This is a genomic window from Agrobacterium sp. El2ro-1b (assembly GCF_048298475.1).
Taxonomy (GTDB): domain Bacteria; phylum Pseudomonadota; class Alphaproteobacteria; order Rhizobiales; family Rhizobiaceae; genus Agrobacterium; species Agrobacterium fabrum.
In genome coordinates, this window is record NZ_CP103458.1 from 1,270,969 (window position 1) to 1,285,291 (window position 14,323).

Below are 14,323 nucleotides of genomic sequence, written 5' to 3' on the forward strand. Positions count from 1 at the left end.
CGCCTCCCCTTCAGATCCCCAACCGAAGCCTGCCCCGAGACCCTACTGGTAGCGCAGGTCGTCCTCCGCTGACTTGCCCCTGCCCTTCTGGCGCGCCGGCTGCGGGTGGAGCACAAGATGCGGAGCCTTGAGCGATGCTTCCGGCGACATGTCCGTGTCCTCGAATGTCAGCCGCGCGAGACGGAACGTTCCGTTGTCGCTTCCGAGCAGGACAGCAGCGCCATCCTCCGGCATCGTCAGTGGGGGAAGGTCCGAGACGCGCCGCTCGGAAAGCTGGTCGTGCAGCAGCTTCAGGCGTGAGCGGAGGTAGCGAACAGGGATGTCGAGTTCGACCTGGCCCGGCTTCGATCCGACGACGGCGAGAAGCTGGACGATCGCCCGGTCGATCGCGTCGACGTCGCCTTCCTTCGTCAGGGGCAGCGCAATCATGCCTGCGGCACCGATGCCGCGGCGCTGCTGTTCCTCGTAGACGGCGACGAGATCCTGATCGGTGAACTTGTCGCGGGAGGCGCGCCACTCGTCCCGCCTGCGGTACCGAAGCTTCGTGTTGCTCAAGCGGTATCCGTTCGCGGCCACGGCACCGGCAGGAATCGGTTCGCCCCATCCTACTGGCCAGTATGTTCCACTGCCATATCCGTCGCGCGACCGCTCGGAGTCGTTCTTCTTGTTCATGTAGCGCTTCACCATCGGGGGAAGCTTGCGTCCGCTGGCGATCACCTCGGAAGTTATCCTGGCTGGGACACCTTCGGCACCTCCCGCCAGAAGATGGCTGACAAGTTGCATCATGAATAACGGAGGAACGGCATTGCCGACTTGCCGATACTGCGCGTCGCGGGCTCCAAAGAACTCGAACGAATCCTTGAAACCCTGTAGTCGGGCACCTTCACGTACGGTAAGCGCGCGGTCATGGATCGGATGTGTAAAGCACCCTGAAGTGACGTTGCCGAAGCCAGCCGAAATTGTATAGGCGGGAGACGCCTCATGCAGACGTCCATACAGCGTCGCGTAGTCGGTTAGACGGACCCGGCGAAACCTATCGGGAAGAAGCTCCGGGGGAATGTCCTTCCAACAGCCCCCTTGAGGAACCTTGGAAATTCGCTTTTTGTTGATCTCGGAAAGAGTGTAGCAGTGATGGTTGGGAGCCTTGCCAGCCCCATCGCGGACGAAGCCCTGAAACGGAGTGAGCGATTCGGCCGCCACCAGTGTAGCTACTGCAGACGTATCCGTATGAGAATCGAAGAGATCTGAGAGGGCTTCGTGGACGCTGACATATTCAGGCATCTCGCCGGACGCGTCAGGGATGTGTGTCGGAATCGGGAAGTTTGCCGGAATGGAGTCAACTGTGGCAACAAGGATGAAGCGGTTGCGGAGCTGCGGCAGGCCATAGTCGGCCATGTTCACGACATCGGCGAAAACGTTGTATCCCCTGTCCTCGAATAGCTTGAAAAGCTCCTTCACGATGACGAGGTTCTTCCCGTAGACCACGCCGGGGACATTCTCCATGATGACGCGCCGCGGCTTGCGCCCGACGGCGGTGAACCCGTCCAGAAGTCTGATGAAGTGAACGAACAGAGCGTTGCGCGGGTCATCGAGATGGAACACGCCCATCGTGCTCACCGCCTGGCAGGTCGGACCCGCAAAGAACCAGTCGATCTGTTCGATCCCGGCGCGCTCGACCACGTCGGCTGCGGAGACAAGCGATACATCACAGCAGTCGACCAGGGCATCGGGATGGCTATTGCGGAAGGTTCGGGTTGCATCGGTGTCGATGTCCAGAGCCCATTTGACTTCGAGATCAGGGATCGCAGCGCAGGCGCCTGCCGACATGCCGCCGCAGCCGGAATAAAGGTCGATAGCTGTCTGCTTCATGATTCCCCCATACATTGAATCAATAGTAGCAACACAACGTGGGTGCGGCGACAGTTTTGTTGACTTGAAAGAATATTTGGAGGCACGAGATCTCGACACATGCCAGCGTGGATCACCCTAATCCACCCTTTGGCCTAGAAACGATATGCATCACCTCACATCCCCGAACCACGCCGCGATTTACGATGGCTCGCGCAATCTCTTCCGCCTCCTGCCTCCGAGCTTGGATGATCATCGTCGCTCTCAGTAGCCCCGCCTCTAACAACCGCTCGATCCTCCGCCGTAGAACAGGATCATCACGCCGCAGTTGTTCCAATTCCTTGGAGCTTGAGACATCACAGTATTGGAGTGATTCCAGCCCCAGACTTGCGAGCATAATCGTAGCAATATCCGAAGCTCGCTGCAGATCGGATCCAGCAACGCCGCCGGAACCATCAAAAACATCACCAAGGATGACTTCTTCGGCTGCCATTCCGCCCAGCAGCATCGCAATCTCGTCCAGATAGGACTGGCGGCTTCGATTTGGTGTGTAGCTCCGCCGCCATTGCACGTGCCCGATACTCGCGTCTCTATGGCTGGCCTATCTCGTTACGACAATCATCTCGATCTCGGCCACGGACAGAACGGCACCGACGATCGCGTGACCGGCTTCATGCACAGATGCTGACCAAAGCTCATCGTCGCCGATGGGTGCGGCCACTGGCACAACTGAAAGCACATCCGACATTCGGACTTCCCTACCTTGGCGACGGGCCATCCGACGAGCATCCTTCGCGACCTGCGCGATATCCGTTGGAGCGGGAGTGGCCAGTATTCGGTTACATTTCTCACTGATCATCCCCATTGTTTCCGGCGGGGCAGTGCGTCGAACGACCTTCAGATCACTGAGGACGTGCAAAGGCTCTCTTCCGTCATGCTCGGGCTTGTTCCGGGCATCTGCAACGTATTGATTTTAGGCGATGTGGTCAGATCCTTGGGACAAGCCGAAGGATGACGTCGAGTATCGAGGAAGTGCTGCCGGCCGGCGCCAATATCAGCAGGAAATCCGAATAGGCCAGCCCTATGCCGCCGCATCCTCTCGCACTTCCAGAATGCGGTCGATCAGCCCCCATTCCAGAGCCTCCTGCACCGTCATGAAGCGGTCGCGATCCATCGCGGTTTCGAATTCTTCGTAGCTGCGCCCGCAATGCTCGGCATAAAGCCGTGTCATGCGATGTTTCGTCTGCCTGATCTCTTCGGCATGGATGAGCATGTCCGACGCCTGCCCCTGGAAGCCACCGGAAGGCTGGTGAATGAGGATGCTGGCATTGGGCAACGCCGCCCGCGTGCCCGGCTCACCCGCCATCAGCAGGAACGACCCCATCGAACGGGCCGTGCCCATGCAGAGCGTATGCACCGGCGCGCGAATGTAACGCATGGTGTCATACATGGCGAAACCGCTGGTCACCATGCCACCCGGCGAGTTGATATAGAGGTGGATCGGCTTCTTCGGGTTTTCCGCTTCGAGAAACAGCAATTGCGCGCAGACCAGCGCGGACACCGTATCGTTGACCTCACCGTTGAGAAAAATGATCCTTTCCCGCAGCAGGCGGGAATAGATGTCGAAAGACCGTTCTCCCCTTGAGGATTGTTCGACTACCATAGGGACGAGTTGCATCGCTTCGCGCATCGGCGAACTCCTGTCGTTTGAAAATGTTGGGAAACGTGCCGGATCAGGCCGCGAGCTTGATCGGCGAACCGTTGTGGTTTGCAGCAGCCTTCGTCATCCGGCCGGACTTGATGGCGGGCAGGTCGTGAATAATACGCAGACTGGTGCCGCCACGGTCATTCGACGCGATCTGGAACGTCACGGTGCTTTCCAGGAATGGCGGCGTGTCCTCCCGCAGCCTGTAGCAGACTTCCTGTCCAGGCGTGACCTTGATCGCTTCGGGCTGCGCCAAGGCCTCCTTCGGCAACCAGTGTTCCCGAAAGGCGGGAATGCTGATCGCCCGCCACACCTTCTGCGGCGGCTCGTCCAGATCATATTCAAGCTCGATGGCATCCGGCACTTTGGGTATCTGCCTGTTCATTGATCCATATCCTTCAGCAAGAGCTTGAGTGCGTCGATACGCTGCGGCCAGTAGGCGCGGTATTTGTCGAGCCATGCCGCGATGCGCGTCAGCCCGTCCGGATCAACCTCGTAATTGACAAAACGGCCCTGCCGCCTCTCCACCACGAGCCCCGCCCCGCGCAGTACCGAAAGATGCTGCGACATGGCCGGCTGGCTGATCTCGATCCCTTCACGCAGGGCGGAAGCGTTCATGGCGCCATCCGCCAGCTTCTCAAAAATGGCACGGCGCGTTGGATCAGCCAGCGCTCGGAAAATATCATTCTCTGTCATGACAACACATAAGCACGTACTTATGTCATTCACAAGTCCTCTGATGCTGAAGCCGGATTTTTTTGTCACTCCAGCATCTGCTGTGGTGAACGCTTTATCCCCCTCGCGCGTTTGTATCCCGCCTGATAATCTTCGGGCCGGGAGTGACAAAAAACAGTGACTGCATTTACGGTCTTCATCATCATTCTTCTCATGCTTATTGGGCCGAGCCTGTTCGTCGTCATCGGCAAACAGCGGGAAAAGGCCATTCCCAAACGCCCCTCCACCGCCCTGCCGGTTACCGAAGACGAAACGGCGCTGGACCGGCACTGGCAATCGATCAGAAACGGCTGGAACGAGAAGAATGCACTCTGCCTCTTACATTCCAACCTCGATGCCTTTGCCGTGCGTGTGGCGGCGGCGCGGGCCGCCGGGCGCAGCCTCGATCTCATGTATTACATGTGGAATGCCGACCTGACCGGGCGGCTGATGATGCGCGAGGTCATCGCCGCCGCTGATCGCGGCGTGCGGGTGCGGCTGCTGCTCGATGATCTCGGCGTCTCCATGTCAGACCGCATCTTCCATGCCATCGACAGCCATCCCAATATCGAACTTCGCCTGTTCAATCCCACCCGGGCACGGGAAAACATCCTGCATCGCAGCCTCGAACTGGTACTGCGCTTTCGAAGCGTCAACCGGCGCATGCACAACAAGGCATGGATTGCCGATGGCCGCGCCGTGATCGTCGGCGGCCGAAATATTGGCGACGCTTACTTCGACGCCGCCGAACGGGCGAATTTCCACGATTTCGACATTCTCGGTTTCGGCGGGATCGTTGCCGACGCCACCGAAATCTTCGACGATTACTGGAACAGCGCCGTTTCCGTGCCGGTACGCTCGCTGCTGGCGCGCCGACCGAACAAACTTGCCAAACTGCGGCGCGAACTGGACGCCCTGCCGCAAAGCGAAGCCGCGAGACCCTATCTGGAGCGGGTGGAGAGCCAATATGGTCGTGATCATTTCCTGATGTCGGACCGCCTGCACTGGGTCGATACGGCAGATGTGCTTGCCGATCCGCCCGAAAAAGCGGCGGGAAAACGCCGCAAGGGCCATAATTTCCTGATGGAAAGCCTGTTGCCGCTGATGCAGGCGGCGGGAGAAAGCCTGCACATTACTTCTCCCTATTTCATTCCCGGTAAACAGGGTGTGGAGATTTTTCTCGATCTCGCCGAACGCGGCGTGTCGCTCGCCATCCTCACCAATTCGCTGGCCGCAACCGATGTCGCCGCCGTTCACGCCGGTTATGCGCGTTACCGGAAACCGCTCCTCTCCGGCGGGGTACGTTTGCATGAATTGCGTTCGCAGGCGGATCAGGGCAGCTTCACCCTGCGCGGTTCGGGACAGGCAAGCCTGCACACCAAGGCCTTCACCCGCGATGGCGAGACCGGCTATATCGGCTCACTCAATTTCGATCCCCGCTCCGCCTCGCTCAATACGGAAATGGGCGTAGTGTTCAATTCAGCCCCGCTGGTGGCCCGCATGGACGAGATATTCGCCGAAGAAATCCGCCGCACGATGAGCTTCGAACTTGATATCGACAGCGCCAACCGCATCGTCTGGATGACGGAAGAACAGGGGCAGCCCAAAATCTACCGGCGCGAACCCGACGCGGCCATCAGCCGGCGGATCGTCGCCGGCATCATGCGTTTCCTGCCGCTTGAATCGCAGCTCTGACGGGGAAAACCAGGCTCAGGCCGCTGGCCTTATCCCCGCTTTTGCCAGCTGTATCTGCACCAGCGTATCGAGGTTCTGATTGACGCGGCAATAGAACTCCTCGTCGATGAAGGGCCGCAGCATGAAGTCATTGCCGCCCGCCTTCAGGAACCGCGCCGAAAGCAGCCGGTTGGTGGAGGACGACACGCCAATGATGCGCAGCTCATGCGATCCGCGCACGGTGCGGATGCGCCGCGTCAGTTCGAAACCGTCAATATCGGGCATGTTATAGTCGGTGACGACAAGACCGATATCGGGATTGGCCTTGAGGATTTCGAGCGCCTTCGCACCGCTATCGGCAAGGCTGACGCGGAAATTATAACGCTTGAGGCGGCTCGACAGCAGCGCCCGCGCCGTCGGGCTGTCATCGACGATCAGCACATGGTGGCGGTGGTTGGTGAGGAACCGACAGACCGATTCCGTCAGCATGTCCACAGCGAAGACATTGTCCTTCAGGATATAATCCACCACATCCTTGGCGATCAGCGTTTCGCGGGTCGCTTCGTGAAAGGTGCTGGTGAAAACGATGGTCGGGATCGAAAGATCGATCAGATATTCCAGCGCCTCACCCTTTTCCGCCCCCGGCAGGTTGATGTTGGAAATGGCGAGCGTCACCGGCTCGGGCGAATGTTCGTAACAGGCCTGCAACTCTTCGAACGAGCGGCATACCTCCACGGAAACACCCAGCATCTCATTGAGCCGCATGCTCACCATCTGGGTGAACACATTGCTGTCTTCCGCCAGTAAAATGCGGTTGTTGGTAAAAGGCACGCCCGAATATTGCATGCCCGTAATGCCCAGGAAATTCATTCTGCCCCGATCCCCAATCGTATGTGAGGAAAACATATCAGGCTCATTTTTCAGAATCATTAATAGCACTTTTGCCGGCAAGGAATGCGGGCATATGCTTACCTAAACGGAAATACGGCCCGCGAGGGGCCGTATTCCAGCTTTGGGAGGGAATGATCTTATGCGCGCAGCAGCGCATTTTCCGTGTCGAACGGGCTTTCTTCCACCACTTCGGCATCATAAAGCGTACCGAGAATGCGGATCTTCAGCTTTGTGCCAACCGCCGCATATTCCGGTTTGAGCATGGCAAGCGCAATCGACTTGCCGATACGCCAACCGAAACCGCCGCTGGTGACACGACCGGCAAGAACGCCGTTTTCATCCGAAATCGCTTCCGACCCGCGGGCATCGACATCCGTATTGCCCGACACGGTCAGCGTCGAAAACACCGATTTCAGCCCGGCTTCCTTGTAGGCCACCAGCGCATCACGGCCGATGAAGGATTTTTCCGGCCGCAGGAAGCGGTCGAGACCGGATTCATAGGCGTTATATTCCACCGAAAGCTCGCGGCCCATGTTGCGATAGGACTTTTCGAGCGACATCGACACCATGGCCCGGATGCCGAACGGCTTGATGCCGAATTCCGCACCCGCTTCCATCAGCCGGTCGAAGATGTAATTCTGCATCTCGATCGGATGATGCAGCTCCCAGCCCAGTTCGCCGACGAAGTTGACGCGCAGCGCATGCGCCGTCGCCACGCCAACGGAAATCTGCTTGCCGGTGAGCCAGGGGAAATCCTTGTTCTCGAGGCTGGTGCGGGTCAGCTTCTTCAACAGATCTCGCGACTTCGGACCGGCCAGCACCAGCACGCCGTATTTTTGGGTGATCGGCTGCAGCACCACGGAACCGTCGGTGGGTGCAAGGCGGCGCAGCACGTCATGGTCATGCGCTTCGAGACCGCCTGCCGAAACCATGTAGAACCGGCCAGGCGCCCATTCATAAACAGTGAACTCAACCTTCACGCCACCATTCGGCGTCAGAAGATGTGTCAGCGCAATGCGGCCGCGCTTCTTCGGCACGATATTGGCCAGAATGCTGTCCAGCCAGGCGCGCGCGCCGGGTCCGGAAACCTCCATCTTGGCGAAGGCCGACATATCAAGCACGCCGACATTGTTCGTGACGTTCTTCACCTCGTTGCCGACATGTTCGAAATAGTTCGAGCGGCGGAACGACCATTTCTCTACGATGCGGCCGTCATCCAGCGGCGGCGCGTAATTGTGGCTGGTGATGACATCGGCGCCAACGCCGAGGTCTTCTTCCCGCAGCGCATAACCTTCCGGCGCATACCAGTTGGCACGCTCCCAGCCGTAGACGGAGCCGAACACGCCGCCGAGCTTTTTCAGACGGTCGTAAACCGGCGTCGTCTTCAAGGGACGAGCGGCGGAACGCTCCTCATCGGGATAATGCATGGTGAAGACGTTGGCATAGGCTTCCTCGTTCTTGGCAATGAGGTAACCTTCCGTCGCATGCGGTCCGAAACGACGCGGATCGACGCCCATCAGGTCGAGCGTGGGTTCACCATCGACGATCCATTCGGCCAGCTGCCAGCCGGCACCGCCGGCAGCGGTGATGCCGAAGGAATGGCCTTCGTTCAGCCAGAAATTCTTGAGGCCCGGCGCGGGGCCGACAATCGGGTTACCGTCAGGCGTATAGGCGATCGCGCCATTATAAACCTTCTTGATGCCCACTTCACCGAAGGCGGGAACGCGCACCATCGCGGTTTCGATATGCGGCATCAAGCGGTCGAGTTCTTCCTGGAACAGCTCATATTCGCTGTCGTCGGAGGGACCATCGACATAACAGACCGGCGCACCGACTTCATAAGGACCGAGGATCAGACCGCCCGCTTCCTCGCGCATGTACCAGGCAGAGTCCGATTCACGCAGAACGCCCATTTCCGGCAGGCCCTGACGGCGGCGCTCGAGAATGGCCGGATGCGGCTCGGTGACGATATATTGATGCTCGACCGGAATGACCGGAATATCGATGCCAACCATCTCGCCGGTCTTACGGGCAAACGAGCCGGTGCAGGACACGATATGTTCGGCAATGATCTCGCCCTTGTCCGTCGTCACCTTCCAGTGACCGTCTTCCAGCTGCTCGATGGCGGTGACTGTCGTGTTGCGATAGATCGTCGCTCCACGGTCACGCGCGCCCTTGGCGAGCGCCTGCGTTAGGTCGGCGGGCTGGATATAACCGTCGTCGGGGTGCTGGATGGCGCCGAGCAGGCCATCGGTTTCGCAGAGCGGCCAGATTTCCTTCACCTGCTCCGGCGTCAGCATGTTGACGCGCACGCCAATGGTCTCGGCGATGCCGGCATAATACATATATTCGTCCCAGCGGTCCTTGGTGCGGGCGAGACGGATATTCGAGACCTTCGAGAAACCGACATTCATGCCGGTCTCTTCCTGAAGCTCCTCATAGAACTTTACGGAATATTTGTGGATCTGGCCAACCGAGTAGCTCATGTTGAACAGCGGCAAGAGGCCTGCCGCATGCCAGGTGGAACCGGAGGTCAGCTCCTTGCGCTCGATGAGAACGCTGTCGCTCCAGCCCTTTTTGGCAAGATGATAAAGCGTCGAGACGCCGACAACGCCGCCACCGATCACCACCGCCCGTGCATGTGTCTTCATTTACAGAACCCCTGAAAAGCGCCGGCCTCGCCTTATTCCGCCGACATTGGATGGGAGGAATATGAAGCGCTTGCCTGCCGTTCAGCCGCCTGATTGCGACATGGCCATGGGGTGCTGCGACAGGGAAGAAATTGCTGTCGCAGACAAGGCCATGTCGCTGATCATCATTTGCCTTTGCCGGGGGTCTTGGCGGTTGCGGCGTTTGCGGGAGCCGCCTCGTCGTCCCTCTTGGGTCCGTCTTTCGGGGGCGTTGCACCAGGACCCGGCGCAGTAGCCGCCCCTGTATGGCCCACCACGGCCTTGTCGCCCTCTTCCGAAAGCAGCGCCGCCAGCATCTGCGGATTGGCGTCGCCTTCCACGTGGATGTTGAGGTTGCGTTGCGGGAACGGGATGGCGATGCCCTCTTCGCGGAAACGGTGGAGGATGGCGATCCGCAGCGCATTTTTCACCGCAAGCCCGTTCGACAGGTCGGCAAGGTGGAAACGCAACTCGAAATCCAGCGAAAAATCGCCGAAACGCAGGAATTCCACATGCGGCTCCGGGTTGCGCAGCACCGGCGGCTGGGCGCGCACCAGCTCCAGCAGAATATCCATCACCTGCTGCGGATCGGAATCATAAGCCACGGAAACCGGAATTTCCGCCCGCATGATGCGGTTGCGGTGTGTCCAGTTCCCGACAGAAGAATTGATGAATTCCGAATTCGGCACGATGATCGACTGGCCACGAAAAGTTTCGATTTCGGTGGCGCGCACGGAAAGCCGCTTGACGGTTCCCTCCGTCGTGCCGGTCACCACCCAGTCTCCCACCTTGAAGGGGCGTTCGACCAACAGGATGAGGCCCGAGACGAAATTCGAGACGATGTTCTGCAGGCCAAAACCGATACCGACCGAAAGCGCGGAAGCGACCAGCGCCAGGCTCGAAAGATTGAGCCCGGCGGAAGAGACGCCAAAGATGGCCGCAACGGCAATGCCGAGATAACCGATGCCTGTTTTGACCGAGTTGCGCACCCCGGCATCCACCTGGCCCCGCGCCATGACGTTATTGTCCAGCCACTTCTGAAACCAGCGGGTGATGATATAGCCGATCGCGAAGACAAGGACGCCGCCGAACAGGCCGATCAGCGAGATGGAGGCATTGCCGACGGTGATGCCGGTCAGCAGGCGATAGGCCCAGCTTTCGATATCGCCCGGCTGGAAACCCCAGGAAAACAGGATGAGCGGCACGCCGAAAGCAAGCGCCACGACATAGATGCCGAGCCCTGCAGCAAGGCCGGCCTGATCGAGCGCAACCGGGCCGAGACCGAAACGTCTGCCAAGATAACGTCCGGCAAGGGATTCGCCAAAGGCACCCTGCCGCGAAATCGCCTTGCCGGAGAGAATGCCGATATACATGGTCGCCAGCACCGCACCGGTCGCGACGATCTGCGTGGCGAGGAACCGTGCAAGCCCGACATAACCCGTGAGGCAGGCGCCGATGAGGATGAGGCCACCCACCCGCAGCAGAATGACGAGCCAGCGCGGCAGGCGCTGGTTGCCGGTGTCGTAATCCTGTCCCTCGCCGATCATCGGCCGCAGGAACGATACGGTGAGCAGAATGAGCCCGATGATGATGGAAGCGATGAAACTCTTGGCGACGGTAACGATCAGCGGCGAATAAAGCGTCTCGCTGATCGTGCCGAACAGATAATCGAGACCGTTGACCAGCGCCATCAGCAGCACCGCCGAAGACAGCGTATGCGCGCCCTTGTTGGATACCTTCAGCAGGCGCCATTCCGGCTGCGTCGGCGCAAAGATCGCATAGCTCAGCCGCGAGACGAAATAAACGAAACCGGTGATCGCCATCGCCCCGAACAGGATCGGCGCTATGTCGGACCGCAATACGTTGAAATTATCGAGGAAGAACGCCGAAGTGACGAGGAACAGGAACAGCGACAGCGACTGCACCATGGTTGACCAGAAGGCCACCGAAAGCCTTCTGAGATAAGAAGGCTCGCCCGTAAAGGCGCGCCGGTCCATGCGGCTGCCAAAAAAGCGGTAACCGCCGACCAGAAACAACAGCGCCGCCATGATCGACAGCATCACGGCCCCGAACATCGGCAACCGCTTGTAGTTCCAGACATAGGCCGTCCAGTTGCTGAAGGCATTGTTGAGGTTGGTCAGCTCCGCCAGAAAGGCGGAGGATGCGTCGCCCAGCGTCTGGGCGGAAACTTCGGTGCGCTTGAACAGGGTGGCGGCAAAAAGCGCCCGGCGAACCGCCGTGATATTATTGGAAATCTGCGCGGCATTGTTGGCGGTAGCCTCCACTTCGCCCGCCATGGCATTCACCTCGCCGCGCTCCGCCGTCAGCCGGTTTCGCTCTTCCGTGACGAGGCTCGCTTCCGGCGGCTGGCCTTCGCCTGGCGCCGCACCCAGTGCATCCAGCCGGGTCTTGATCTGGTCCAACCGCGCCCGAAGTTTGGCATTGGCGGCTGCGGCATCGGCAGCGATGCCATCGGCCCGCCCCTTGAGGTCGACGAGCTGGACGTCGTCGCGTCCACCCGCCTCCACCTGCCCCGAGATGAATGCGATATCCGTCTTCCATTTTTCGAGATCTGATCTCGTCTGCTCGACCGTCGAGGCCTGGATGGCGCCCGGCGCTGCCGGCGTCGTTGTTTCCTGCGCGAGGGCCGGCATCACCCAGAGGCTGCTGAGGAGGGCAAAAAGAACGGCCAGAATCGGGGTCAGGCCGCCACCTCGCCGACCAGCGGCCGCTCGCCCGCGCAACACCCGCCCGCCATTCATCCATCCGCCGAACATCAATCGCACATCCATGCCTTTCGTCTCTTTGCGCCGCTTCAGGCTATTTAGCGCCTGTGGCGCGGAAAACCACCCGCATCAGGCGAGGTTTTCAGGAGTTTGCTTGCTTTTCACCACAGGAATCATCACCTTTGATGATGCAGCAACATGGGAGGAAATCATGGAATCTGCTGGCATTGGCTGGATTGCAGCTATCATCATCGGTGGTGTCGCCGGGTGGCTCGCCGAACAATTCATGAAAAGCAATATGGGTGTTTTCATGAACATCCTTCTTGGAATCGTCGGCGCGATCATCGCCAACGCCATTCTTGCAGTATTTGGAATCGTTTTGACCGGCTGGCTCGGTTATCTCATCGCCGGCTTCGTTGGCGCCTGCATCCTCATCGCCATCGGCAGAGCTTTCAGACGCGGGTGAATAAAAGGAAAAATCCATAAACCCCGGATTTCCAGGCTTTTCCAGCGCGACTGAAATTTTTTCGTCACAAAAATCGAAGAAATTTCATTTCCGCGCTGGACAAGCCCAAACTTCCTCTTTATAGCCCCCCTCACACCGCCACACGGTGCCGGTCGGGTGATTAGCTCAGTTGGTAGAGCAGCTGACTCTTAATCAGCGGGTCGTAGGTTCGAGCCCTACATCACCCACCAAATCTTCTTGAAATGACAAGACGTTGCGATGCTTAGTTGATGCATCGCATCAATGTCCGGCGGAGGAAATCTTTCCTCCGGGTTGCCTTTGCCAGCCGGCCTGGCCTTCCAAAAATCTGCAACTTCCGTTCCGACGCTCTCCCTCGCACCTTAACCACATTCCGCGGTCTGCATTCTGGCAATACTCCACTGATCTCGATGGCAAGGAATGGCGCGCTAGCGCCAAGACCGCCAGTCTGACGCTCGCCAAAGAGTTTGCCGAAGACTGGTATCTGGAACTTCGCGGCAAAAGCCGCATCGGCCAGTTGGAGATAGAACGACCTTTGCGGACGCAGCCAAGCAGTTCGTCAAGGAGTACGTGACCATCGGTTATCGCCGATGGTCATTAGCCTACAACTCGATCTGCGCGCCAATCCCAAGAGCATCGTCCACCACCACACCAAGGTACCGGACGGCGCTTTCCTCATTGAGGGAGTGCCATCGGCGCTGGTGTCTATTTGGGCCAATATTTCTCGATGTAGCGGTTCATCTCCGACAGCATGAACTTGCCGGAGTGATCGGCCCTGTCTTCCCAAGCGAAGACGCAGGCCGTCATGATCCCGTCAAAACCGATCTCCGCCAGAGTGCCAAAGAAATCGTCCCACGGAACCTCTCCCTGGCCAATATTGAGGTGCTGATGCACACGAGCCTGCGTTCCAGGTGGGTTCAGGATGTAGCGCAGGCCTGAGCTTGCCTTGTGATTGAACGTGTCGCCCACATGCACGTGAGCGAGAACATCCTTGGCCTCGCGCAGCATCGCCTTGGTATCATCGCCGAAGTAGAAGGTGTGCGGCGCGCAATAGAGGAACTTCACATTCTTCGAGTTGACGGTCCGGATGATATCCAGAGCCGGCTGCAGTGTCTCGCACCAGTCTTCCGGATGCGGCTCGATATTGAGCTGGATGTTTTCACGTTCGAACACCGGCACCAACTCCTCCATTGAGCGCCACCAGGCGTCCTCGCAGGCCTCGATCATCGATCCCGTGTGGCAGCAATAGCAACTTCCCTTGTCGGGATGCGGTCCACGGCCGAACTCGGAATTCATCGTGTCGATTTCCATCTCGACGGCAATTTCGATAGCACGCTTCCAGTGCTTCACGGCCGCCTTGCGCTCCGTCTCATCGTTCGATGCCCAACGATACATGGGGAGAAGCGAAGCGATCTTGACGTTCTCGGCCGCCAGCGCCTTCTTGAACTCCTTCATGCGCTGCGGGAACACGCGCGGCGCCTTGAACCATTCGAGAAAATCGGCGCGCGGGCTCATCTCGATCCAGTCATAGCCAAGCTCGCGCACCTTGCGCGGCAGTTCCTCAAGGCTCAAGTGACGATGCATGAACGGGTCTATGGCGATACGCATTTCT

At 59.0% G+C, this 14,323-nt stretch carries 12 protein-coding genes and 1 tRNA gene; 3 read left to right on the forward strand and 10 right to left on the reverse strand.

Annotated elements, in window-relative coordinates:
• Nucleotides 1–42: 42 nt before the first annotated feature.
• The 6 genes from NYR50_RS06265 to NYR50_RS06290 form a co-directional block, all read right to left on the reverse strand.
• Complete coding sequence (locus tag NYR50_RS06265; protein WP_418137111.1) at nucleotides 43–1,869, reverse strand: DNA cytosine methyltransferase; 1,827 nt, start codon at nucleotides 1,867–1,869, stop codon at nucleotides 43–45.
• A gap of 112 nt (nucleotides 1,870–1,981) precedes the next feature.
• The gene (locus tag NYR50_RS06270; protein WP_418137112.1) at nucleotides 1,982–2,356 is read right to left on the reverse strand and encodes a hypothetical protein; all 375 of its coding nucleotides are present in this window, start codon (nucleotides 2,354–2,356) and stop codon (nucleotides 1,982–1,984) included.
• A 93-nt stretch (nucleotides 2,357–2,449) separates the two neighbouring features.
• A complete protein-coding gene (locus NYR50_RS06275) occupies nucleotides 2,450–2,596 on the reverse strand; it encodes a hypothetical protein (RefSeq protein ID WP_418137113.1) in 147 nt (48 codons plus the stop codon).
• 333 nt (nucleotides 2,597–2,929) lie between these two features.
• The gene (locus NYR50_RS06280) at nucleotides 2,930–3,538 is read right to left on the reverse strand and encodes an ATP-dependent Clp protease proteolytic subunit (protein WP_418137114.1); all 609 of its coding nucleotides are present in this window, start codon (nucleotides 3,536–3,538) and stop codon (nucleotides 2,930–2,932) included.
• Between the two features lie 43 nt (nucleotides 3,539–3,581).
• Nucleotides 3,582–3,938, reverse strand: a complete 357-nt coding sequence (locus NYR50_RS06285) for an SRPBCC family protein (RefSeq protein WP_006315391.1) — start codon at nucleotides 3,936–3,938, stop codon at nucleotides 3,582–3,584.
• Nucleotides 3,935–4,249, reverse strand: a complete 315-nt coding sequence (locus tag NYR50_RS06290; protein ID WP_306018768.1) for an ArsR/SmtB family transcription factor — start codon at nucleotides 4,247–4,249, stop codon at nucleotides 3,935–3,937. Before NYR50_RS06290 ends, NYR50_RS06285 begins: the two co-directional genes overlap by 4 nt.
• A gap of 156 nt (nucleotides 4,250–4,405) precedes the next feature.
• Here NYR50_RS06290 and NYR50_RS06295 point away from each other — a divergent pair, with 156 nt between their 5' ends.
• Nucleotides 4,406–5,962, forward strand: coding sequence for a phospholipase D family protein (locus NYR50_RS06295; protein ID WP_418137115.1), 1,557 nt, complete (start codon nucleotides 4,406–4,408; stop codon nucleotides 5,960–5,962).
• Nucleotides 5,963–5,977: 15 nt separating this feature from the next.
• Here the strand turns inward: NYR50_RS06295 and NYR50_RS06300 are convergent, their stop codons facing one another.
• The 3 genes from NYR50_RS06300 to NYR50_RS06310 form a co-directional block, all read right to left on the reverse strand.
• The gene (locus NYR50_RS06300; RefSeq protein WP_174008540.1) at nucleotides 5,978–6,811 is read right to left on the reverse strand and encodes a response regulator; all 834 of its coding nucleotides are present in this window, start codon (nucleotides 6,809–6,811) and stop codon (nucleotides 5,978–5,980) included.
• Nucleotides 6,812–6,969: 158 nt separating this feature from the next.
• Complete coding sequence (locus tag NYR50_RS06305; RefSeq protein WP_418137116.1) at nucleotides 6,970–9,483, reverse strand: GcvT family protein; 2,514 nt, start codon at nucleotides 9,481–9,483, stop codon at nucleotides 6,970–6,972.
• Between the two features lie 164 nt (nucleotides 9,484–9,647).
• Nucleotides 9,648–12,293, reverse strand: a complete 2,646-nt coding sequence (locus tag NYR50_RS06310) for a mechanosensitive ion channel family protein (protein WP_418137117.1) — start codon at nucleotides 12,291–12,293, stop codon at nucleotides 9,648–9,650.
• 145 nt (nucleotides 12,294–12,438) lie between these two features.
• On the opposite strand from NYR50_RS06310, the gene NYR50_RS06315 reads away from it, so the two are divergent.
• Nucleotides 12,439–12,693, forward strand: a complete 255-nt coding sequence (locus NYR50_RS06315; RefSeq protein WP_418137262.1) for a GlsB/YeaQ/YmgE family stress response membrane protein — start codon at nucleotides 12,439–12,441, stop codon at nucleotides 12,691–12,693.
• A 154-nt stretch (nucleotides 12,694–12,847) separates the two neighbouring features.
• Nucleotides 12,848–12,923: transfer RNA gene (locus tag NYR50_RS06320), tRNA-Lys, on the forward strand.
• 493 nt (nucleotides 12,924–13,416) lie between these two features.
• Here NYR50_RS06320 and NYR50_RS06325 read toward each other — a convergent pair.
• Nucleotides 13,417–14,319 carry a sugar phosphate isomerase/epimerase family protein gene (locus tag NYR50_RS06325; RefSeq protein ID WP_418137118.1) on the reverse strand — a complete coding sequence of 301 codons (903 nt, stop codon included), beginning with the start codon at nucleotides 14,317–14,319 and terminating at the stop codon, nucleotides 13,417–13,419.
• Nucleotides 14,320–14,323 lie beyond the last annotated feature (4 nt).

What these genes read in the sequence shown, in the direction of transcription:
- NYR50_RS06275 (WP_418137113.1), bottom strand. Translation starts at nt 2,596, where the DNA reads ATGTCGGATGTGCTTTCAGTTGTGCCAGTGGCCGCACCCATCGGCGAC.
- NYR50_RS06315 (WP_418137262.1), top strand. Translation starts at nt 12,439, where the DNA reads ATGGAATCTGCTGGCATTGGCTGGATTGCAGCTATCATCATCGGTGGT.
- NYR50_RS06310 (WP_418137117.1), bottom strand. Translation starts at nt 12,293, where the DNA reads ATGGATGTGCGATTGATGTTCGGCGGATGGATGAATGGCGGGCGGGTG.
- NYR50_RS06305 (WP_418137116.1), bottom strand. Translation starts at nt 9,483, where the DNA reads ATGAAGACACATGCACGGGCGGTGGTGATCGGTGGCGGCGTTGTCGGC.
- NYR50_RS06265 (WP_418137111.1), bottom strand. Translation starts at nt 1,869, where the DNA reads ATGAAGCAGACAGCTATCGACCTTTATTCCGGCTGCGGCGGCATGTCG.
- NYR50_RS06300 (WP_174008540.1), bottom strand. Translation starts at nt 6,811, where the DNA reads ATGAATTTCCTGGGCATTACGGGCATGCAATATTCGGGCGTGCCTTTT.
- NYR50_RS06290 (WP_306018768.1), bottom strand. Translation starts at nt 4,249, where the DNA reads ATGACAGAGAATGATATTTTCCGAGCGCTGGCTGATCCAACGCGCCGT.
- NYR50_RS06270 (WP_418137112.1), bottom strand. Translation starts at nt 2,356, where the DNA reads ATGCTGCTGGGCGGAATGGCAGCCGAAGAAGTCATCCTTGGTGATGTT.
- NYR50_RS06325 (WP_418137118.1), bottom strand. Translation starts at nt 14,319, where the DNA reads ATGCGTATCGCCATAGACCCGTTCATGCATCGTCACTTGAGCCTTGAG.
- NYR50_RS06280 (WP_418137114.1), bottom strand. Translation starts at nt 3,538, where the DNA reads ATGCGCGAAGCGATGCAACTCGTCCCTATGGTAGTCGAACAATCCTCA.
- NYR50_RS06285 (WP_006315391.1), bottom strand. Translation starts at nt 3,938, where the DNA reads ATGAACAGGCAGATACCCAAAGTGCCGGATGCCATCGAGCTTGAATAT.